The sequence below is a fragment of the Pseudomonas sp. Os17 genome, assembly GCF_001547895.1.
GTDB lineage: Bacteria > Pseudomonadota > Gammaproteobacteria > Pseudomonadales > Pseudomonadaceae > Aquipseudomonas.
This window is the reverse complement of the sequence record NZ_AP014627.1, coordinates 4,826,843-4,849,335: the sequence shown is the minus strand read 5'-3', so window position 1 is coordinate 4,849,335 and position 22,493 is coordinate 4,826,843. Positions and strand designations below refer to the sequence as shown.

At 66.7% G+C, this 22,493-nt stretch carries 10 protein-coding genes; 4 read left to right on the top strand and 6 right to left on the bottom strand.

Going from position 1 to position 22,493, the window contains the following annotated elements:
• Nucleotides 1-27: 27 nt before the first annotated feature.
• The 5 genes from POS17_RS21100 to POS17_RS21080 are packed head-to-tail and all read right to left on the bottom strand — an operon-like array spanning nt 28 to nt 6,311.
• Complete coding sequence (locus POS17_RS21100; RefSeq protein WP_060840375.1) at nt 28-825, bottom strand: enoyl-CoA hydratase/isomerase family protein; 798 nt, start codon at nt 823-825, stop codon at nt 28-30.
• Complete coding sequence (gene atuD / locus POS17_RS21095; RefSeq protein WP_060840374.1) at nt 822-1,979, bottom strand: citronellyl-CoA dehydrogenase; 1,158 nt, start codon at nt 1,977-1,979, stop codon at nt 822-824. Before atuD ends, POS17_RS21100 begins: the two co-directional genes overlap by 4 nt.
• 41 nt (nt 1,980-2,020) lie before the next feature.
• Nucleotides 2,021-3,637 (bottom strand): geranyl-CoA carboxylase subunit beta, encoded by a 1,617-nt coding sequence (gene atuC / locus POS17_RS21090; RefSeq protein WP_060840373.1) that lies wholly within the window; start codon nt 3,635-3,637, stop codon nt 2,021-2,023.
• Between the two features lie 3 nt (nt 3,638-3,640).
• Nucleotides 3,641-4,510 carry an SDR family oxidoreductase gene (locus tag POS17_RS21085; protein WP_060840372.1) on the bottom strand — a complete coding sequence of 290 codons (870 nt, stop codon included), beginning with the start codon at nt 4,508-4,510 and terminating at the stop codon, nt 3,641-3,643.
• Between the two features lie 10 nt (nt 4,511-4,520).
• Nucleotides 4,521-6,311 carry an acyclic terpene utilization AtuA family protein gene (locus POS17_RS21080; RefSeq protein ID WP_060840371.1) on the bottom strand — a complete coding sequence of 597 codons (1,791 nt, stop codon included), beginning with the start codon at nt 6,309-6,311 and terminating at the stop codon, nt 4,521-4,523.
• A gap of 178 nt (nt 6,312-6,489) precedes the next feature.
• Between POS17_RS21080 and POS17_RS21075 the strand changes: the two genes are divergently transcribed.
• The 3 genes from POS17_RS21075 (at nt 6,490) to POS17_RS21065 (ending at nt 8,440) form a co-directional block, all read left to right on the top strand.
• Complete coding sequence (locus POS17_RS21075) at nt 6,490-7,125, top strand: TetR/AcrR family transcriptional regulator (protein WP_060840370.1); 636 nt, start codon at nt 6,490-6,492, stop codon at nt 7,123-7,125.
• Between the two features lie 84 nt (nt 7,126-7,209).
• Nucleotides 7,210-8,004 carry a substrate-binding periplasmic protein gene (locus POS17_RS21070; RefSeq protein WP_060840369.1) on the top strand — a complete coding sequence of 265 codons (795 nt, stop codon included), beginning with the start codon at nt 7,210-7,212 and terminating at the stop codon, nt 8,002-8,004.
• Between the two features lie 94 nt (nt 8,005-8,098).
• Entirely contained in the window at nt 8,099-8,440 is a 342-nt protein-coding gene (locus POS17_RS21065; RefSeq protein ID WP_060840368.1) for a hypothetical protein, read from the top strand.
• Nucleotides 8,441-8,454: 14 nt separating this feature from the next.
• Here POS17_RS21065 and POS17_RS21060 read toward each other — a convergent pair whose 3' ends face one another.
• Complete coding sequence (locus tag POS17_RS21060; RefSeq protein WP_060840367.1) at nt 8,455-9,003, bottom strand: RNA polymerase factor sigma-70; 549 nt, start codon at nt 9,001-9,003, stop codon at nt 8,455-8,457.
• 373 nt (nt 9,004-9,376) lie between these two features.
• On the opposite strand from POS17_RS21060, the gene POS17_RS21055 reads away from it, so the two are divergent.
• Complete coding sequence (locus POS17_RS21055) at nt 9,377-22,393, top strand: non-ribosomal peptide synthetase (protein WP_060840366.1); 13,017 nt, start codon at nt 9,377-9,379, stop codon at nt 22,391-22,393.
• Nucleotides 22,394-22,493 lie beyond the last annotated feature (100 nt).

Sequence of the window (22,493 nt, the reverse complement as noted above, 5' to 3'; positions counted from 1 at the left end):
GCCGGCGAACCGGCGTCTACCAGGCGCTCAACCGGCCCAGGCCGGTTGGCGTTTCTGCACGAAGGCCAGGGTGCCCTCGACGCCTTCTTCGCCCATGACTGCGTTGGCGAAGTCGCTGGCGGCCTGGTCCAGCAACGGGCCCCGGGGCTGCTCGACACTGGCCAGCAGCAGGGCCTTGGTCGCCGCATTGGCCCCGGGAGCGCAGCGCAGCACCTGGGCCAGTTGCTGCTCAAGGCGTGCCTGCAGGGCCTGGGCATCGGGCTCGACAAAGTGCACCAGCCCCAGGCGCTGGGCCTCGGCACCGTCGAAGCGGGCGGCGGTCAGGGTCAGGCGCCGGGCCTGGGTCAGGCCGATGCGCTGCACCACGAACGGGGCAATCTGGGCCGGCAGCAGGCCCAGGCTGGTTTCCGGCATGCCGAACTGCGCCGATTGCTCGGTGATGGCGATGTCGCTGACACAGGCCAGGCCGAAGCCGCCTCCCAGCACCGCGCCTTGCAGCACGCAAACCAGTACCTGGGGCAGCTGTTGCGCCTCTTCCAGCAGGGCGCCGAAGGCCCGGTTCAAGTCCCGGTAGGCGCTGCTGCCGTGGGCTCGGGCGCCGGCCATGTCCTTGAGGTCGCCGCCGGCGCAGAAGTGCTCGCCAGCGCCACGCAGGACCAGGGCGCGGACGCTGCGCCGATCACGGACCGCGGCCATCACCGTGCGCAGTTCGGCGACCATCTGCAGGCTCATGGCGTTGCGGCTTTCCGGGCGGTTGAGGCGGATGAACAGCACGCCGTTGCGCGACTCCAGCAACAGCGTCTGGCAGGCAGGAAGCGGGCTCATTTCTTTTTCCCCGGCAGGATGCCCATGAGTTTGCAGATGATCCCCAGCATGATCTCGTCGGCACCACCGCCGATCGACACCAGGCGCACGTCGCGATAGGCCCGGGCCACCGGGTTGTCCCACATGAAGCCCATGCCGCCCCAGTACTGCAGGCAGCTGTCGCTGACCTCGCGGCCCAGGCGCCCGGCCTTGAGCTTGGCCATGGACGCCAGGCGGGTCACGTCCTGGCCGCGCACATACTGCTCGGTGGCCTGGTAGACCAGGGCCCGCAGGCACTCGATCTCGGTGGACAGTTCGGCCAGGCGGAAGTGGATCACCTGGTTGTCGATCAGCGGGCTGCCGAAGGTGCGGCGCTCCCTGCAGTATTCGATGGTGCTGTCGACGCAGTATTCCAGGCCCTTGATCATGTTCGCCGCGCCGAACAGCCGCTCCTCCTGGAACTGCAGCATCTGCATCATGAAACCCGCGCCTTCGTGGCCGATGCGGTTGCGCTGGGGCACCCGCACATTGTCGAAGAACACCTGGGCGGTTTCCGAGCTGCGCATGCCGAGCTTGTCCAGGTGCGAACTGAGGCTGATGCCCGGGGTGTTCATCGGCACCATGATCAGCGACTTGTTGACGTGGGGCTTGTCGTCCGAGGTGTTGGCCAGCAGACAGATGAAATCGGCGCTGGGGGAGTTGGTGATCCACATCTTGCTGCCGTTGATCACGTAGTCGTCACCGTCCTTGCGCGCATGGGTCTTGAGCCCGGCGACATCGGAGCCGGCGCCGACTTCGGAGACGCCGATGCAACCCACCTGCTCGCCGCTGATGGCCGGGCGCAGGAATTCGTCGCGCAGCTCATCGGAGCCGAAGCGCGCCAGGGCCGGGGTGCACATGTCGGTCTGCACGCCAATGGACATGGGAATGCCGCCGCAATGGATGGTGCCGAACTCCTCGGCGGCGACGATGGAGTAGCTGTAGTCCAGGCCCATGCCGCCGAATTTTTCCGGCTTGGAGATGCCCAGCAGCCCCAGCTCGCCGGCCTTGCGGAAAATTTCGTGGATGGGAAAGCGCCCGGCCTTCTCCCATTCCTCGACATGGGGATTGATCTCGCGGTCGACAAAATGGCGCACCGTGCGCCGCAGCTCTTCGTGTTCCTGGGTGAAGATCATTGTTGTTCTCCTCAAGTGGGGTCAGACCGCGAAATGCCCTATCAAAACCGTGCCACGCCGAAACTGTTGGGCTGCAAGGGGCGGGCGTCCGCCTCATGGCAGATATCCAGCAGGTAGCCCAGCAGGGTGCGGGTAGCCCGCGGGTCGATCAGCCCGTCGTCCCACAGGTTGGCGCTGCCATACAAGGCGGTGGACTGGCTGTCGAGCTTCTGCGCGGTGACCTGCTCCAGCATGTCGAGCATCTTCGGGTCGGCTTCCTGGCCGTTCTTCGCCTGCTTGGCCTCGGTGACGATGCGCAACACCTTGCCGGCCTGGGCGCCGCCCATCACCGCCGTGCGGCTGTTGGGCCAGGCGAAGATGAAGCGCGGGTCCAGGCCGCGGCCGCACATGGCGTAGTTGCCGGCGCCGTAAGAGCCGCCGACGACGATGGTCAGTTTTGGCACCCGGGCATTGGCCACCGCCTGGATCATCTTCGCCCCGTGCTTGATCACCCCTTGCTGTTCGGATTCGGTGCCCACCATGAACCCGGTGGTGTTGTGGAAGAACAGCAGCGGCGTGCGGCTCTGGTCGCACAGCTGGATGAACTGCGCGGCCTTGCTCGCGCCCTGGGGCGTGATCGGGCCGTTGTTGCCGATAAAGCCGCAGGCCCGGCCCTGGATCTGCAAATGGCCGCACAGGGTCTGCGCATCGAACTCGCCCTTGAACTCCAGGAACTGCGAGCCGTCCGCCAGGCGGGCGACGATTTCCCGGGCGTCGTAGGGCTTTTTCGGGTCAGAGGGAATCAGCCCCAGCAATTCGTCGATGGGGTACAGCGGCTCGCTCCAGGTCCGCGCCGGCTGCACCGGCAATTGGGCATTCCACGGCAGCAGGCTGACGATCTCGCGGACGATGCGGATGCCATCGGCATCGTTCTGCGCCAGGTACTCGGCGGTGCCGGCGACCTGGGCGTGCATCTCGGCGCCCCCCAGTTCTTCATCGGTGGCCACTTCACCGGTGGCGGCCTTGAGCAGCGGCGGCCCGGCGAGAAACAGCTTGGCCTTGCCGCGCACCACCACCACGTAATCCGAGAGCCCGGGCTGATAGGCGCCGCCGGCGGTGGCCGAGCCGTGGACCACGGTGATCTGCGGCAGGCCCATGGCCGACATCCGTGCCTGATTGGCGAAACTGCGCGCGCCTTCGACGAAGATTTCCGCGGCGTAGTTGAGGTTGGCGCCCCCGCTTTCCGCCAGGGTCACCACCGGCAGCTTGTTCTCCATGGCGATCTGTTGCAGGCGCAGGGACTTCTTCAGGCCACTGGGGGAAATGGTCCCGCCCTTGATCGCACTGTTGTTGGCCACCACCAGCATGCGCACCCCGCACACATAGCCGATACCGGCGATCAGCCCGCCGCCGGCCTGGCTGCCGTCCTTGTCATCGTGCAGCTTGTAACCGGCCAGGCTGGCCAGTTCGAGAAAGGGCGCCCCCGGGTCCAGCAGCAGGTTGAGGCGCTCGCGGGGCAGCAACTGGCCGCGCTGGTCGAACCTGGCCTTGGCCTCGGCCGCCTTGTTCAGCAGGTCCTGCTGCAACTGCTGCACCTGTTGCAGGCCCGTCAGCATCGCTTCGCGGTTCTCGGCGAACGACGGGCTGTGGGGATCGAGCTGGGACTGGATCACCGGCATGAGTTATTCCTCGCCCTTGAGCACATCGGGCAGGTAGGCCCGGTGAAAACCGTTGTACGACTCACTGTTGCGCGCCTTGCTCAACGGCCAGGCACGGCTGCCGAGGCTGGCGGCACCGTCGATGCGCAGGGTGCTGCCGCTGATAAAGGCCGCGCCGGGGCTGAGCAGAAAGACAATGGCGGCGCTGACTTCCGACTCCGTGCCAATGCGCTTGAGCGGCACGTGCTCGCGCAGGGTCGGAATCACCGCCTTGAACGCGCCTTCGTAAGTGTCCATGCCGCTGGAGGCGATCCAGCCCGGGGCCACCGCGTTGACCCGAACCCCGGCATGGCCCCATTCATAGGCTGCGGTCTTGGTGAAGTTGTCCATCCCCGAGCGCGCCGCGCCGGAGTGGCCCATGCCCGGCATGCCGCCCCACATGTCGGCGAGCATGTTGACGATGCTCCCGCCGTGGCGGCTCATGGACTGGTTGAACACTTCCCGGGCCATGAGGAAACCGCCCACCAGATTGGTGCGCAGCACGGTCTCGAAGCCCTTCTGATTGATCGACGCCAGCGGCGCCGGGTATTGGCCGCCGGCATTGTTCACCAGGCCATGGATCGGACCAAAGCGCTCGACCCACTGCCCTACCAGGGCCTTGACCGCGTCCTCGTCGCGAATGTCGCAGGCCTGCCACTGGGCCAGGCCGCCGTCCTCGGCAATCTCCCCGGCAACCTGCTGCAGTTTCTCCGTCTTGCGTCCCACCAGCAGCACCCGGGCGCCGAGGGCCGCCAGTTCATGGGCGGTGCAGCGGCCGATACCGCTGCCGCCGCCGGTGACGATGACGGTCTGGCCGGCAAACAATCGGTCTTTGAAAATCGAGTCGTACACCACGGCCACTCCTTTAATTGACGGCGTCGGCGATGCGCCGCGGCACCGGGATCTGGATCTCCAGCAACTGCTGGGCGAAGGCCTTGCCTTGCGGGTCGATGCGCAGGCTGGCGACACCGCCGCCGCCCAGGGCGTTTTCCAGCAGGAAGTTGAGGCTGTGCGTGCCCGGCAGGTACCAGCGCTGCACGCGGCCGTGGACCGGGTCCAGCACGTGCCCCATCCAGTCCGCCAGCACTTGCGGGCTCAGGGCTTCGGCGATCCACGGCAGGTAGTCGGGATCGCGCGCCATGACCCCGATGTTGCTGTGATTGCCCTTGTCGCCGGAGCGCGCCACCGCCAGCTTGACCAGGGGCACGCTGGCATCGGCCCGTCCCCGGGGCACGGGCAGGGCATGGGCGACGGGCAGGGCGCCGGGGTCCAGAGGCTCGGTGCGGGGCAGGGCACAGGGAGACTGCTGGCCGGCAAAGTCGATGTGCAGCTGGCAGGCGTCCTTGTTCAGCAGGAACGAGAACAGTCGGATGACCGGATAGACCGTGGGCCGGCCGCCGACAATTCCGGTCAGGCCCGGGGCCATGCCGGTGGCGGCCTGGGCGATTTCCCGGGAGAACAGCACCAGCGCCGCCTTGTGCGGGTGACGCACCGCCAGCTTGATCACCACTTCGCGGCTGTCCTGGCGGCGGCCGTGGGGACCGTAGGTGGCTTCGCTGCCCAGCAGCTCGATATTGACTTCGCTGTAGTCCGGCCAGCCGCGCTGGGCAAACATCTCGCGGGTCTTGTCGATGATCGCCTGGCTAACCCGGCGCGCCTTGGCCACCGCGTCGATCCCGGCCATCAGGCAACTGGCGGTGCAGCGGAAGCCGTCCGGGTAGGTGGCGCTGACCTTGTACTGATGGCTGGGGGGCAGGCCCTTGGCTCCCTGCACCGCCACGGCATTCGGCGCTTGCTGATGCAGTTGCACCTCGGAGAAATCGCACACCACATCCGGAAGCAGGTAAGCCTGTGGATTGCCGATTTCGTACAGCAGTTGTTCGCCAACCGTCAGCGGGCTGATCAGTCCGCCGCTGCCCGGCGCCTTGCTGACCACGAACCGGCCGTCGGCGCCGACTTCCACGATGGGAAAGCCGATGTGCTCGTAGTCCGGCACGTCGCGCCAATCGGTGAAGTTGCCGCCGGTGCATTGGGCGCCGCATTCGATGATGTGCCCGGCCAGGGCGGCCTGGGCCAGGCGGTCGTAGTCCTGCCACGACCAGTTGAATTCGTGGACCAGGGCCGCACTGACCACCGCGCTGTCGACGCCGCGCCCGGTGATCACGATATCCGCCCCCAGGCCCAGGGCCTCGACGATGCCCGGGGCGCCAAGGTAGGCATTGATGGAGACACACATCGGCGGCAGGGGCGCGCCGCTGAACATCTCCTTGATCCCGGCGCCGGCCAGTTGCTTGAACTGTGGCTGCAGGTCGTCGCCCAGCAGCACGGCGATCTTCAGCGGCACCCCGGCCTGCTCGCAGGCGGCGCGCAAGGCCTGGGCGCAGGCGTGGGGATTGACCCCGCCGGCATTGCTGATGACGCGGATCTTCTGTGCATGGATCGAGCCCAGCAAGGGCGTGAGCACCTCGACGAAGTCCGTGGCGTAACCGGCGTTCGGGTCCTTCATGCGTGCCCCGGCCATGATCGACAGCGTGACCTCGGCCAGGTAGTCGAACACCAGGTAGTCCAGGCGTGCGCCTTGCACCAGTTGCGCGGCGGCACTGCTGGTGTCGCCCCAGAAGGCGCTGGCGCAGCCGATTCGTACAGTCTTGGTCATGGCAGGGCTCTCGGAAAAAGAACTGCGAGGAGGCTACCAAGCAAGCGCTTGGTTTGTAAATGGGCCGATGGATTCTTCTGCCCAAGCGCTTGCTTGGTGATCCCGGGGGGCTTAAATTGCGCGCGCTACAGCCGGTTTCAGGCTGGGCTCTTGATGAAGTGACGCTAGGAGAACACCGGTGGACGAGCAAAAAGCCTTGCAGGTGGTACGCGAGCTGATTGCCAGCGGGCAAGTGACCGATCCCGACAGTGCCCGGGGCAAACTGTTGCAGACCGCCGCCCATCTGTTTCGCAACAAGGGCTACGAACGCACCACGGTGCGCGACCTGGCCAGCGCGGTGGGCATCCAGTCCGGCAGCATCTTTCACCACTTCAAGAGCAAGGACGACATCCTGCGGGCGGTGATGCAGGAAACCATCCACTACAACACCGCCCTGATGCGCGCCGAGCTGGCCGAGGCCGGCAGCGTGCGTGAGCGGGTGCTGGCGCTGATCCGCTGCGAACTGCAATCGATCATGGGCGGCAGCGGCGAAGCCATGGCGGTGCTGGTGTACGAATGGCGTTCGCTGTCCGCACAAGGTCAGGCCGAGGTGCTGGCCCTGCGCGACATCTATGAACAGATCTGGCTCCAGGTGCTGGGTGAGGCCAAGGCCGCCGGGTTTATCAAGGGCGACGTGTTCATCACCCGGCGCTTTCTCACGGGCGCCTTGTCCTGGACCACCACCTGGTTTCGTGCCCAGGGCAGCATGACCCTGGAGCAGTTGGCCGAGGAGGCCCTGCTGCTGGTGCTCAAGGATCATTCGGACGCCGACTGATTCAGCAGTGCAACATTGTCGAAGAGCCTTAAAGCGCCTAGCTTTAGAGCATCATTTTTCTTTTGTCCGAGGTGGGTTGCCTTGATGTCCTTGCCGCTGCGATCAGCCTTGCGAATGCTCCTGCTGGCACTGGCAACCCTTTGGGTCTGCCCGGTCTCCTCGGCGCAACTGGTGCGGGTCGCGGCGGCGCATTTTCCGCCCTATACCGTCCGTCCCGAAACCGGCGCCGACACCGGCTTGCTGCCGCAACTGGTGGAGGCCCTGAACCAGTCCCAGAGCAAGTACCAGTTCGTCCTGGTGCCGACCTCGATTCCCCGGCGTTTCCGCGATTTCGAACAAGGCCGGGTCGACCTGGCGATCTTCGAGAACCCGGCCTGGGGCTGGAAGGACATTGACCACACCAGTGTCGACATGGGCCTTGAGGATGCGGAGATCTTCGTCGCCCAGCGCCAGCCCAATCGCGGCCAGGAATATTTCGCCGACCTCAAGGGCAAGCGCCTGGCGCTGTTCAGCGGCTATCACTACGCCTTTGCCCAGTTCAACGCCGACCCCAAGTACCTGGCCGACACCTTCAACGCCACGCTCACCTATTCCCACGACAGCAACCTGCTGATGGTCCTGCGGGGCAGGGCGGACATTGCCCTGGTGACCCGCTCCTACCTCAGCGATTTCCTGGCCCGCAATGCCGAGGACAACGTCCAGTTTCTGGTGTCCCAGCGCATCGACCAGGTCTACCACCACTACAGCCTGATCCGCCCTCAAGCACCGATCAGCGCCGAGGACTTTGCCGGGCTGCTGCAAAAACTGCGGGACAACGGCCAGATGCGCAAAATCTTCGATCCCTACCGCATCGTCGTGATGCCCGTGCCCCACGCCTGAGCCCAGGGAGCCGCCCGGCTCCCCGAGGGGCACCTAAATTTCTCCCGCCGGTCCACGTCACTTGCTTGAATGCCCTTTGACGGTGAGGCCTGCCATGTCCCTTGTAAGTCCGCTGAGTGTCGAGACCCTGTCGGCGGCTGTGCTATCGGGCATCGATGAGGTCGGCGCCCGGCATCGGTTGTTCCCGGCATGGCGCAGCCAGGGCCAGGAGTCCGCAGCGCCGGATGCCCGGGCCGAGCGGCAGGAGCAGTTGGCGTTCTGGCTGTCGGCCCAGGTGCATGCGCTGTACCTGGACCCGCCGGGCACGCCGCCACCCGCCCACGCCGATGCCTGTGCCGGGCAAAACCGTTGTCGGTACTGCCGGCAGGACTTCGATCTCTTGCACAAACGTGCCGCGTTGCTGGTGCTGGGGCGCAGTGGCCTGCTGGAGGGATAAGCGGCGTTCGGCGCTCAGCGCCGGGCGAAGGTATCGGGGCGATTGCCCGAGACTTTGCGGCAATGCACCAGGGCATCGCGAATCATGAAATTGACCAGGGTCGGCGAGACGCCCAGCTCCTTGGCGATGTCCTTTTGCGGCACGCCGTGCAGGCGATACATCTCGAAGGCATAGCGGGTGCGGCTGGGCAGCTCGGTCAGGGCATCGGCAATGTGTTCCAGGGTGGAAAAGTTCATGTGCGAGGTTTCGGGCGAAGCGCCATGAATCACCACATTCAAGCCTTCCTCTTCGGTGCCCGAATACTTCTGCTCCAGCGCCTGCTTGCGGTAATGGTCGATGGCCAGATTGCGCACGATCTGGAACAGGTAGCTGAGCTGGGCCTTGAACGAGGAGGTGATTTGCGGGGCCGACTGCAGGCGGAAAAAGGCGTCCTGGACCACGTCCTCAGCCCGGGACCGGCAGCCGGTAATCCGCGCTGCGATCTTGACCAGAATCAGACGGTTGTCGACAAAAGCCTGGAGTAACGGTGAATCGCACCTGCTTGTGGATACTTGTTCCGTCATGGAAATCACCTTGTTGCAAAGAAGTTAGTGGGACGTCAGAAAAGTCTGACCCGTCCTACACATCGAGCGACAAATTAGGCTGAATGATAATGATTGTCAATTGAGAAAAAGAACTAATGCTCTCTAGCGGTGCAGATTGAGAACAGCGGCTCATTCAGGGGGCGGAGCGGGTCCTGCCAGGGCCCGTGGGGACTAATTATTTGCCGAGGCCATCCGTTCCCATGGGAGAAAGATTCCGGGCAGCAAGCCCGGGCGCGGCGCCTCGCGGATGCCTGTGACCTGTTGCCAAGCCGTTGATTTTCGGTGGTTTGCCAGGGGCATGGCAGGGCAGGGGCCGCTCTCCATCGCAAGCACACTCCTGGCAGGAAACCCCATGACGGACGCGTTCGAACTCCCCAGCACCCTGGCCCAAGCCCTTCAACGCCGGGCGGTCCTGGCCCCTGATCAAGTGGCGTTGCGGTTCCTCGCCCAAGAGCAGGAGCAGAGCGTGGTGCTCAGCTACCGGGACCTGGATCTTCGCGCGCGGACCATTGCCGCGGCCCTGCAAGCCAACGCTGAATTCGGCGACCGCGCGGTGCTGCTGTTCCCCAGTGGCCCGGACTACGTCGCAGCGTTCTTCGGTTGCCTGTACGCCGGGGTGATCGCGGTGCCGGCCTACCCGCCGGAGTCGACCCGGCACCATCACCAGGAGCGGCTGCTCTCGATCCTGGCCGACGCCGAGCCACGGTTGCTGCTGACCAGCGCCGGGCTGCGCGACTCACTGTTGCAGATGGACGAACTGCAGGCCGCCGGGGCGCCGCAACTGCTCTGCGTCGACACCCTGGACCCCGCGCTGGCGCAGGACTGGCAGGCGGTGGAACTCAAGGACCAGGACATCGCCTTCCTGCAGTACACCTCCGGTTCCACTGCGCTGCCCAAGGGCGTGCAGGTCAGCCACGGCAATCTGGTGGCCAACGAACTTTTGATCCGGCGCGGTTTTGGCATCGACCTCAACCCGGACGACGTGATCGTCAGCTGGCTGCCGCTGTACCACGACATGGGCCTGATCGGCGGCCTGCTGCAGCCGATCTTCAGCGGCGTGCCCTGCGTGCTGATGTCGCCGGCCTACTTCCTGGCCCGCCCCGTGCGCTGGCTGGAAGCGATCAGCGAATACGGCGGCACCATCAGCGGCGGCCCGGATTTCGCCTACCGCCTGTGCAGCGAGCGGGTCAGCGAATCGGCCCTGGAGCGTCTCGACCTCAGCCGCTGGCGCGTGGCCTATTCCGGTTCCGAGCCGATCCGCCTCGACACCCTGGAGCGCTTTGCCGAAACCTTCGCCCCCTGCGGTTTCAGTGCCGACAATTTCCTCGCTTCCTACGGCCTGGCCGAAGCCACCCTGTTCGTCGCCGGGGGCGTGCGCGGCCAGGGCATCCCGGCCCTGCACCTGGACGACCGGGCCCTGGCGCAGAACCGCGCCGAGCCGGGGCAGGGCAGCGCGATGATGAGTTGCGGCTTCAGCCAGCCTGAGCACGCCGTGCTGCTGATGGATCCGCAGCAGCTCACGGAATTGCCTGACAACCGCATCGGCGAAGTCTGGGCCAGCGGACCGAGCATCGCCCACGGCTACTGGCGCAATCCCGAAGCCACGGCCAAGACCTTCGTCCAGCATGCCGGCCGCACCTGGCTGCGCACCGGCGACCTGGGCTTCATGCGCGACGGCGAGCTGTTCATCACCGGGCGCCTGAAGGACCTGCTGATCGTGCGCGGGCACAACCTGTATCCTCAGGACATCGAAAAGACCATCGAGCGCGAAGTGGAAGTGGTGCGCAAGGGCCGGGTGGCGGCGTTCGCGGTCAGCGACCAGGGCCAGGAAGGCATCGGCATCGCCGCGGAAATCAGCCGCAGCGTGCAGAAGATCCTGCCCCCCGAAGCACTGATCAAGGCCATCCGCCAGGCAGTGGCCGAAGCCTGCCAGGAAGCGCCCAGCGTGGTGGTACTGCTCAACCCCGGGGCCCTGCCGAAGACCTCCAGCGGCAAGTTGCAGCGTTCCGCCTGTCGCACCCGGCTGGCCGATGGCAGCCTGGATCACTACGCGCTGTTCCCCCAGGCCGAGGCTGCACCCGCCGGCGTTCAGGACGCGTCCGACGACGCGCTGCAAAACCTGATCGGGCGAATCTGGCAGGAGCACCTGCAATGCGCCGCCGTGGCCGCCGACGATCACTTCTTCCTCCTGGGAGGCAACTCGATCGCCGCCACCCAGGTCACGGCCCGCCTGCGCGAGGAACTGGGCCTGGAACTGAGCCTGCGGCTGTTGTTCGAAGCGCCGACCCTGGGCGCCTTCACCGCCGCCGTGGCGCGTCAGCAACAGGACGGCGGCGTGGCCCAGGGCAGCATCCAGGCCCTGTCGCGCCAGCAGCCGCTGCCCCAATCCCTGGCACAGAACCGCCTGTGGATCACCTGGCAACTGGACCCCCACAGCAGCGCCTACAACATTCCCGGTGGCCTGCGCCTGCGCGGCGAGCTGGACGAAGACGCCCTGCGCGCCAGCTTCCAGCACCTGCTGCAGCGTCACGAAGCGCTGCGCACGCGGTTCTTCGAACGCGACGGCCAGGCCCTGCAACAGGTGGACGCGGCCGGTGAGTTCAACCTGCAGGTGATCGACATCAGCGATCTGCCTGTGGCCGAGCGTGAAGCCCGGGCGCAGCAGATTCGCGAAGACGAGGCCCGCACCCAGTTCGACCTGGAAAAGGGCCCGTTGTACTGGGCGACCCTGATCCGCCTGGACGACGAAGAACATCAACTGCTGCTGACCCTGCACCACATCATCGCCGACGGCTGGTCGCTGACTGTGCTGATCGACGAGTTCTCCCGGCTCTACGCCGCCGCGGCCCAGGGCCAGCGCCTGGAGCTGGCGCCCCTGGCCCTGCAATACGCCGACTACGGCAGCTGGCAGCGCCAGTGGCTGGCCCAGGGCGAAGGCCAGCGCCAGCTGGACTACTGGAAGCAGCAACTGGCCGATGAGGCCCCGGTACTCAGCCTGGCCACCGACCACCCGCGTTCGGCCCAGGTCCGCCACAGCGCCGCGCGCCACAGCCAGCGCCTCGGCGTGAACCTCAGTGAAACCGTGCGTCAGACCGCCCAGGCCTGGCAGGTCACGCCGTTCATGCTGTTGCTGGCCACCTTCCAGACCCTGCTGCACCGCTACAGCGGGCAGACCGAGATCCGCATAGGCGTGCCCAACGCCAACCGTCCGCGCCTGGAAACCCAGGGCCTGCTGGGCTTCTTCATCAACACCCAGGTGCTGCGCGGCCAACTGGAGGCGCGCCAGACCTTCGCCGAGTTGCTGCAACAGACCCGCCGCACCGTCCTTGAGGCCCAGGCGCATCAGGACCTGCCCTTCGAACAACTGCTCGAAGCCTTCCCCGACGCTCGTGAGCAAGGCCTGTTCCAGGTCATGTTCAACCACCAGCAGCGCGACCTCAGCGCCTTGCGCCGTCTGCCGGGGCTGCTGGCCGAAGAGCTGCCGTGGCACAGCCGCGAGGCCAAGTTCGACCTGCAACTGCACAGCGAGGAAGACCGCAACGGCCGCCTGAGCCTGGCCTTCGACTATGCCGACGAGCTGTTCGATGCAGCGACCATCGAGCGTCTGGCCGGGCACTTCATCAGCCTGCTGGAGCAGGCCTGCCAGCAGCCGGACTGCGCCCTGGGTGATTTGCCGTTGCTCGGCAAGGTCGAAGCGGCGCAATTGCAGCAATGGAGCATGGCCCCCTGCGCGCGCGCCGAGCGCTGGTTGCCGGAGCGCCTGCAGGAACAACTGCAGCGGACTCCGGAGCGCACCGCGCTGGTGTGGGACGGCGGGCAACTGAGCTTTGCCGAACTGCACGCCCAGGCCAACCGCCTGGCCCATTACCTGCGGGACAAGGGCGTCGGCCCGGACGTGTGCGTGGCCATCGCCGCCGAGCGTTCGCCGCAACTGCTGATCGGCCTGTTGGCGATCATCAAGGCTGGCGGCGCCTACGTGCCCCTGGACCCGGATTACCCCGCCGAGCGCCTGGCCTACATGCTCGCCGACAGCGGCGTGCAACTGCTGCTGACCCAGACCCAGCTGCTCGGCCAGATGCCCGAAGCCCCGGGCGTCAGCGCCATCGCCATGGACGGCCTCAAGCTCGACAGCTGGCCGAGCCACGCCCCGGGCCTGCACCTGGACGGCGACCACCTGGCCTACGTGATCTACACCTCCGGTTCCACCGGCCAGCCCAAGGGCGTGGGCAACACCCATCGTGCCCTGATGGAGCGCCTGCAATGGATGCAGGACAGTTACCAGCTGCAAGCCGACGATGTGCTGATGCAGAAGGCCCCCATCAGCTTCGACGTGTCGGTGTGGGAGTGCTTCTGGCCATTGATCACTGGCTGCCGCCTGCTGCTCGCTGCCCCCGGCGAGCACCGCGACCCGCACCGCATCGCCCAACTGGTTCAGGAGTTCGGCGTGACCACGCTGCACTTCGTGCCGCCGCTGTTGCAGCTGTTTGTCGATGAACCGCTGAGCGCCGAATGCCACAGCCTGCGCCGGGTGTTCTCCGGTGGCGAAGCCTTGTCCGCCGAGCTGCGCAACCGCCTGCTGCAGCAGTTGCCGAACGCGCAACTGCACAACCGTTACGGCCCGACAGAAACCGCGATCAACGTCACCCACTGGCAGTGTTCGGTGGAGGACGGCGAGCGTTCACCCATTGGCCGGCCGCTGGGCAATGTGCTGTGCCGGGTGCTGGATGCCGAGCTCAACCTGCTGCCCGCCGGGGTTCCGGGCGAGCTGTGCATCAGCGGCCAGGGCCTGGCCCGGGGTTACCTGGGACGCCCGGCGCTCACCGCCGAACGCTTTGTGGTCGACCCGCTGGGCGAAGAGGGCGCACGCCTGTACCGCACCGGTGACCGGGTGCGCTGGTGCGCCGACGGCGCCCTGGAATACCTCGGCCGCCTCGACCAGCAGGTCAAGCTGCGGGGTTTTCGGGTCGAGCCGCAGGAAATCGAAGCACGGCTGCTGGCCCAGGACGGCGTGGCCCAGGCCGCGGTGCTGGTGCGCGACAGCGTCGCCGGCCCGCAGTTGATCGGCTACTACACCGCCCCTGCCAGCGACGAAGATGAAACCGAGCAACGCGCCCGGCTGACCGCCGCCCTGGCCGCCGAGTTGCCGGAGTACATGGTGCCGGCGCAACTGCTGCGCCTGGACGCCATGCCCCTGAGCCCCAGCGGCAAGCTCGACCGCCGCGCCTTGCCGGAGCCGCAGTGGCAGGTGCGCGAGCACGTCGAACCGAGCACCGATCTGGAACGGCAGATCGCCGCCATCTGGCGCGACGTGCTGGGCCAGCCCCGGATCGGCCTCAAGGACGACTTCTTCGCCCTGGGCGGGCATTCGCTGCTGGCTACCCAGATCATTTCCCGCACCCGTCAGGCCTGCGATGTCGAGCTGCCGCTGCGGGTGCTGTTCGAAGCCAGCGAACTGGGGGCCTTTGCCGAACAGGTGCGGCTGATCCAGCAATCCGGCGCGCGCAACCAGCAGCCGCCGATTGCCCGGGTCGACCGCAGCCAGCCGGTGCCGCTGTCCTACTCCCAGCAGCGCATGTGGTTCCTCTGGCAGATGGAGCCCGACAGCCCGGCCTACAACGTCGGCGGCATGGCGCGCTTGTCTGGCGTGCTGGACGTGGGGCGCTTCGAGGCCGCGTTGCAGGCGTTGATCCTGCGCCACGAAACCCTGCGCACCACCTTCCCCAGCATCAACGGCGTGGCCCACCAGCAGGTGCATGCCGACACCGGCCTGCGCATGGCCTGGAAGGATTTCTCGGCCCTGGCTCCGGAGGCCCGGCAACAACGCCTGCAACAGCTGGCGGACAGCGAAGCCCACCAGCCCTTCGACCTGGAAACCGGCCCCTTGCTGCGCGCCTGCCTGGTCAAGGCCGGGGAGCAGGAGCACTACTTCGTCCTGACCCTGCACCACATCGTCACCGAAGGCTGGGCCATGGACATCTTTGCCCGCGAATTGAGCGCGCTGTACGAAGCCTTCCTCGACGACCGCGAATCGCCTCTGCAACCCTTGCCGGTGCAGTACCTGGACTACAGCGTGTGGCAGCGCCAGTGGCTGGAATCCGGCGAGCGCCAGCGCCAGCTGGATTACTGGACCGGGCAACTGGGCCGCGAACACCCATTGCTGGAACTGCCCAGCGACCGGCCACGGCCGGCGGTGCAAAGCCACCAGGGCGAGCTGTACCGCTTCGACCTGAGCGACGAGCTGGCGGCCCGGGTGCGGGCTTTCAATGCCGAACACGGCCTGACCCTGTTCATGACCATGACCGCGGCCCTGTCGGTGCTGCTCTATCGCTACAGCGGCCAGACCGACCTGCGCATCGGCGCGCCGGTGGCCAACCGTATCCGCCCGGAAAGCGAAGGGCTGATCGGCGCCTTCCTCAACACCCAGGTGCTGCGTTGCCAGCTCGACGGGCAGATGAGCGTCGGCCAGTTGCTGGAGCAGGTGCGCCATACGGTGATCGAGGGCCAGTCGCACCAGGACCTGCCGTTCGACCATCTGGTGGAAGCCTTGCAGCCGCCGCGCAGCGCCGCCTACAACCCGCTGTTCCAGGTGATGTGCAACGTCCAGCGCTGGGAGTTCCAGCAAAGCCGGCAACTGGCGGGCATGACCGTGGACTACCTGGTCAACGATGCCCGGGCCACCAAGTTCGACCTCAACCTGGAAGTCACCGACCTGGATCAGCGCCTGGGTTGCTGCCTGACCTACAGCACCGACCTGTTCGACGAGCCGCGGATTGCGCGCATGGCCGGCCATTGGCGCAACCTGCTGCAGGCTCTGATTGACGATCCGCAGCGGCGCTTGTGCGAACTGCCGCTGCTGCACGCCGAGGAACAGCAACAGCTGCTGGACAGCCTGAGCGTCGAGCCCGGTGAGCAACGTCTGGATCAGTGCATCCATCACCTGTTCAGCGAGCAGGCCCTGGCCCGTCGCGACGCTCCGGCCCTGACCTTCGCCGGGCAGACCCTGAGCTACAGCGAACTGGACAGCCGCGCCAACCGCCTGGCCTGGATGCTCCGCGAGCGTGGCGTGGGCCCGCAGGTGCGGGTCGGTCTGGCCCTGGAACGTTCCCTGGACATGGTCGTCGGCCTGCTGGCGATCCTCAAGGCCGGTGGCGCCTACGTGCCCCTGGACCCGGAATACCCCCTGGATCGCCTGCACTACATGATCGAAGACAGCGGCCTCGGCCTGCTGCTCAGCGATGCACGGATGTTCGCCGCCCTGGGTGAGTTGCCGACGGGCGTCGGCCGCTGGTGCCTGGAAGAAGACGGCGCGTTGCTGGCCGACTACCCGGCCAGCGAGCTGCCGTTCATCAGCCTGCCCCAGCATCAGGCGTACCTGATCTACACCTCCGGCTCCACCGGCCAGCCCAAGGGCGTGGTGGTGTCCCACGGGGAAATCGCCATGCACTGCCAGGCGGTGATCCGCCGTTTCGGCATGCGCCCGGACGACTGCGAGCTGCACTTCTATTCCATCAACTTCGACGCCGCCACCGAGCGTCTACTGGCACCGCTGCTCAGCGGCGCCCAGGTGGTGCTGCGGGCCCAGGGCCAGTGGGATGCCGAAGAGATCTGCCAGCTGATTCGCCAGCATCGCATCAGCATCCTCGGCTTCACCCCCAGCTACGGCAGCCAGCTGGCCCAGCACCTGGCCACCCAGCAGCAGACCCTGCCGGTGCGCATGTGCATCACCGGCGGCGAGGCCCTGACCGGCGAACACCTGCAGCGCATTCGCGCGGCGTTCCAGCCGAGCCTGTTCTTCAACGCCTACGGCCCCACTGAAACCGTGGTCATGCCCCTGGCCAGCCTGGCGCCGGAGCACTTGGCCGAAGGCGTGGCCAGCGTGCCCATCGGCCGCATTGTCGGGGCGCGGGTGGCTTACATTCTCGATGCCGATCTGGCGCTGGTGCCCCAAGGGGCGACCGGTGAGCTGTATGTCGGCGGCGCCGGCCTGGCCCAGGGGTATCACCGTCGTCCGGGGATGAGCGCCGAGCGTTTCGTGGCCGATCCGTTCTCCGGCGATGGCGGGCGCCTGTACCGCACCGGGGACCTGGTGCGCCAGTGCGCCGACGGTCAGCTGGAGTACATCGGCCGGGTCGACCATCAGGTGAAGATTCGCGGTTTCCGCATCGAGCTGGGAGAGATCGAAACCCGTCTGCTGGATCATCCGGCCGTGCGTGAAGCGGTGGTGCTGGCCCTGGACACCCCGGCCGGTAAGCAGCTGGCCGGTTATCTGGTGAGCGAGGTGGCCGAGCACAACGAGGCGCAGCAGGCCAACCTGCGGGAAGCTCTCAAGCAGCAGCTGAAAACCCAACTGCCGGACTACATGGTGCCGACCCACCTGATCCTGCTCGACAGCATGCCGCTGACCGCCAACGGCAAGCTCGACCGCCGGGCCCTGCCGATGCCGGACCCGGAGCTCAACCGCCAGCAGTACGTGGCGCCGAGCAACGAGCTGGAACAGACCCTGGCCAAGGTCTGGGGCGAAGTGCTGAACGTGCGGCAAGTGGGCCTCAACGACAACTTCTTCGAACTGGGGGGCGACTCGATCCTGTCGATCCAGGTGGTCAGCCGCGCCCGCCAGCTGGGGCTGCACTTCACCCCGCGGGACCTGTTCCAGCACCAGACCGTGCAGACCCTGGCCCGGGTCGCCAGCCATACCCAGCGCGTCAGCGCCGAGCAGGGCCCGCTCAGTGGCGAAGCGCCGCTGACGCCGATCCAGCACTGGTTCTTCGACAGCCGCATTCCCCAGCCACAGCATTGGAACCAGGCATTGCTGCTGGAGCCGCTGGGCCTGCTCGATGCCCAGACGCTGGAACAGGCGCTGCTGGCGGTGCTGGAGCAGCACGACGCCCTGCGCCTGCGTTTCAAACCGGTGGATGGGCAGTGGCGCGCCGAGTACCTGCCGCTGTCCGACGTGCCTGTGCTGTGGCAAGTGCGGGTGCCGTCCATGGCCACCTGCGAGGCACTGTTCGCCGATGCCCAGCGCAGCCTCGACCTGGAACACGGACCGCTGCTGCGGGCGGTGCTGGTGGACGGGCCGGAAGGCGAGCAGCGCCTGTTGCTGGCGATCCACCATTTGGTGGTGGATGGCGTGTCCTGGCGCGTGCTGCTGGAGGATTTGCAGAACGCCTACCGTCAGCTGCAAGCCGGACAGAGCCTGAAGCTGCCGGCCAAGACCAGCGCCCTGCGGGACTGGTCGAGCCGCCTGCAGGCCTATGCCGGCAGCGAATCCCTGCGAGAGGAACTTGGCTGGTGGCAGCAGCAACTGGCCGGCCCGGCCGCGCAACTGCCGGGCTTGAATGCCGCCGGTAGCCAGCAGCATCAGCAGGCTCGCTGCCACAGTGTGACTCTGGATGCCGAGCGCACCCGCCAACTGCTGCAACAGGCCCCGGCTGCCTACCGTACCCAGGTCAACGACCTGCTGCTGACCGCCCTGGCCCGGGTGCTGTGCCGCTGGAGCGGGCAGCCTTCGGCCCTGGTGCAACTGGAAGGCCACGGCCGCGAGGCGCTGTTCGACGAGATCGACCTGACCCGCAGCGTCGGCTGGTTCACCAGCGCCTATCCGCTGCGCCTGACCCCGTTGCAAGTGGAAGACGCGGCCGGGCAGGGCGCCTCGATCAAGGCCATCAAGGAACAACTGCGGGCCGTGCCGCACAAGGGCCTGGGTTACGGCGTGCTGCGCTACCTGGCCGATGACGCCTGCCGCGAGGCTTTGGCGGCGCTGCCGCTGGCGCCGGTGACCTTCAACTACCTGGGGCAGTTCGACCAGAGTTTTGGCGCCGATGCCTTGCTGCGTCCGCTGGATGAATCCGTCGGTCCGACCCATGCACCTGAAGCACCGTTGCCCAACGAGCTGAGCATCGACAGCCAGGTCTATGGCGGCGAGCTGGTACTGCGCTGGACTTACAGCGGCGAACGCTTCGCCGCCGAACTGATCGGTGAACTGGCGGACGCCTACCTGGGCGAGCTGCAGGGCCTGATTGCCCATTGCCTGAAGGACGATGCCGGTGGCCTGACGCCGTCGGACTTCCCCCTGGCGCGCCTGACCCAGGCCCAGCTCGATGGCCTGCCGGTGCCGGCTGGGCAGATCGAAGACGTCTACCCGCTGACCCCGATGCAGGAAGGCATGCTGCTGCACACCCTGCTGGAGCCGGGCACCGGCTTGTATTACATGCAGGACCGCTACCGCATCAACAGCGAGCTGGACCCGGAGCGTTTCGCCCAGGCCTGGCAGGCGGTGGTGGCGCGCCACGAGGCTCTGCGCGCGTCGTTCTGCTGGAACGTCGGCGAAGACATGCTGCAGGTTATCCACAAGCCGGGCCGCACCCCGATCGAATTCCTCGACTGGAGCGCGGTGCCCGAGGCCGAGCAGGAACCCAAGCTCCAGGCCCTGCACAAACAGGAGCGCGAGGCCGGTTTCGATCTGCTCAACCAGGCGCCGTTCCACCTGCGACTGATCCGCGTCGGCGCCGCGCGCTACTGGTTCATGATGAGCAACCACCACATCCTCATCGATGCCTGGTGCCGCTCGCTGTTGATGAACGACTTCTTCGAGATCTACACCGCCCTGGGCGAAGGCCGCGAGGTGCAACTGGCGGTGCCACCGCGCTACCGCGACTACATCGGCTGGCTGCAACACCAGAGCCTGTCCGAGGCGCGGCAGTGGTGGCGGCAGAACCTTGAAGGCTTTGAACGCACCACGCCGATCCCCAGCGACCGGCCGTTCCTGCGCGAACACGCCGGTGACAGCGGCGGCATGATCGTCGGCGACTGCTACACCCGCCTGGATGCCCGGGACGGCGCGCAACTGCGCGAGCTGGCGCAGCAGCATCAGCTGACCGTCAACACCTTCGCCCAGGCGGCCTGGGCCCTGGTGCTGCGGCGCATGAGCGGCGATCGCGACGTATTGTTCGGGGTCACCGTGGCTGGGCGCCCGGTGCAGATGCCGGAGATGCAACGCACCGTCGGCCTGTTCATCAACAGCATCGCGCTGCGGGTCAAGCTGCCCGAGGAGGGCCAGCGTTACAGCGTGCGCCAGTGGCTCGGCGACCTGCTCGACCGCAACATGCAACTGCGTGAATACGAATACCTGCCGCTGGTGGCGATTCAGGAATGCAGCGAGCTGCCCAAGGGCCAGCCGCTGTTCGACAGCCTGTTCGTGTTCGAAAACGCCCCGGTGGAAGTCTCGGTGCTGGACCGCGCCCAGAGCCTGAACGCCAGTTCGGATTCCGGCCGTACCCACACCAACTTCCCGATCACCGCCGTGTGCTACCCGGGGGATGACCTGGGCCTGCACCTGTCCTACGACCAGCGCTACTTCGAACAGGCGACCATCGAGCGCCTGCTCGGCGAGTTCAAGCGCCTGCTGCTGGCGCTGATGCAGGGCTTGCATGGCGACATGGCCGACCTGCCGCTGCTGGGTGAAGAGGAGCAGGATTTCCTGCTGGCCGGCTGCAACCAGAGCCAGCATGAGTACCCGCTGGAGCGCAGCTACGTGGAGCTGTTCGAGGCCCGGGTGGCGGCCCATCCGCAGCGCATCGCCGCCAGTTGCCTGGAGCAGCGCTACAGCTACGCCGAGTTGAACCAGTGCAGTAACCGCCTGGGCCATGCCTTGATTGCCAACGGCGTGGGCTTTGACCAACCGGTGGCCTTGCTGGCCGAGCGCGGCCTGGAACTCTTGGGCATGATCATCGGCAGCTTCAAGGCCGGAGCCGGCTACCTGCCCCTGGACCCGGGCCTGCCAAGCCAGCGCCTGGGGCGCATCATCGAACTCAGCCGCACGCCGATCCTGGTCTGCACCGCGGCCTGCCGCGAACAGGCCCAGGCCCTGCTGGACGAGTTCGCCTGCGCCGCACGGCCACGGTTGCTGGTCTGGGAAGAACTGCAAGGTGCCGGGCATGCCGAGAGCAACCCGGGCCGCTACAGCGCGCCGGACAACCTGGCCTACGTGATCTACACCTCCGGTTCCACCGGCCTGCCCAAGGGCGTGATGGTGGAGCAGCGCGGCATGCTCAACAACCAGCTGGGCAAGGTGCCGTACCTGCACTTGAGCGAGGCTGACGTGATCGCCCAGACCGCGTCCCAGAGCTTCGACATTTCGGTCTGGCAGTTCCTTGCCGCGCCGCTGTTCGGTGCTCGGGTCGACATCGTGCCCAACGCCATCGCCCACGATCCCCAGGGCCTGTTGGCTCACGTCCAGGAGCAGGGCATCACCGTGCTGGAGAGCGTGCCGTCGCTGATCCAGGGCATGCTCGCCCAGGACGCCATCGCCCTGGATGGCTTGCGCTGGATGCTGCCCACCGGCGAGGCCATGCCGCCGGAACTGGCGCACCAATGGCTGCTGCGTTATCCACAGATCGGTTTGGTCAACGCCTACGGTCCGGCGGAATGTTCCGATGACGTGGCCTTCTTCCGCGTGGACCTGGCTTCGACCCGGGGCGCCTACCTGCCCATCGGCACGCCCACCGACAACAACCAGCTGTACCTGATGGACGAAGCCCTGGCGCTGGTGCCCCTGGGCGCGGTCGGCGAGTTGTGCGTGGCCGGCACCGGGGTCGGCCGCGGTTACGTCAGCGACCCGTTGCGCACCGCGCTGGCCTTCGTGCCCCATCCGTTCGGTGCGGCGGGCGAACGCTTGTACCGCACCGGCGACCTGGCACGCCGGCGCAGCGACGGCGTACTGGAATACGTCGGCCGGATCGACCATCAAGTGAAGATCCGTGGCTACCGCATCGAGCTGGGGGAGATCGAAGCGCGCCTGCACGAACAGCCGGAAATCCGCGATGCCGCCGTGGCGGTGCAGGAAGGGGTCAACGGCAAGCACCTGGTGGGTTACCTGGTGGCCAGTGACTCAAGCCTGAGCCCGAGCGAATGCCTGGAGCGGATCAAACCGCGTCTGCGCGCCGAACTGCCGGAATACATGGTGCCGCCGCACTGGCTGTGGCTGCCGCGCTTGCCCCTCAACGCCAACGGCAAGCTTGATCGCAAGGCCCTGCCGGCCCTGGAGATCGGCCAGTTGCAGAGCCAGGACTACCAAGCCCCGGGCAGCGAGCTGGAGCAGACCCTGGCGGACATCTGGGCCGAGGTGCTCAAGGTCGAACGGGTGGGCGTGCGCGACAACTTCTTCGAGTTGGGCGGGCATTCCCTGCTGGCCACGCAGATCGCCTCGCGGGTACAGAAAACCCTGCAACGCAACGTACCGCTGCGGGCCATGTTCGAATGCAGCACGGTGCAGGAGTTGGCCGCGTACATCGACGGTTTGGGTGCCAATGAAATCAGCGAGGAGAAGGTCGACCGCCTGAGTGACCTGATGGCCGAGCTGGAGGGCTTGTAAGTTTTTGTGGCGGGCGCAGCCACCCCAAAGGCTGCGCCTCACTCCTTCAGGAAGGTCGCGCATTCAGGCTTTATGGCCGTTGCATAACCGAGCGGTCTCT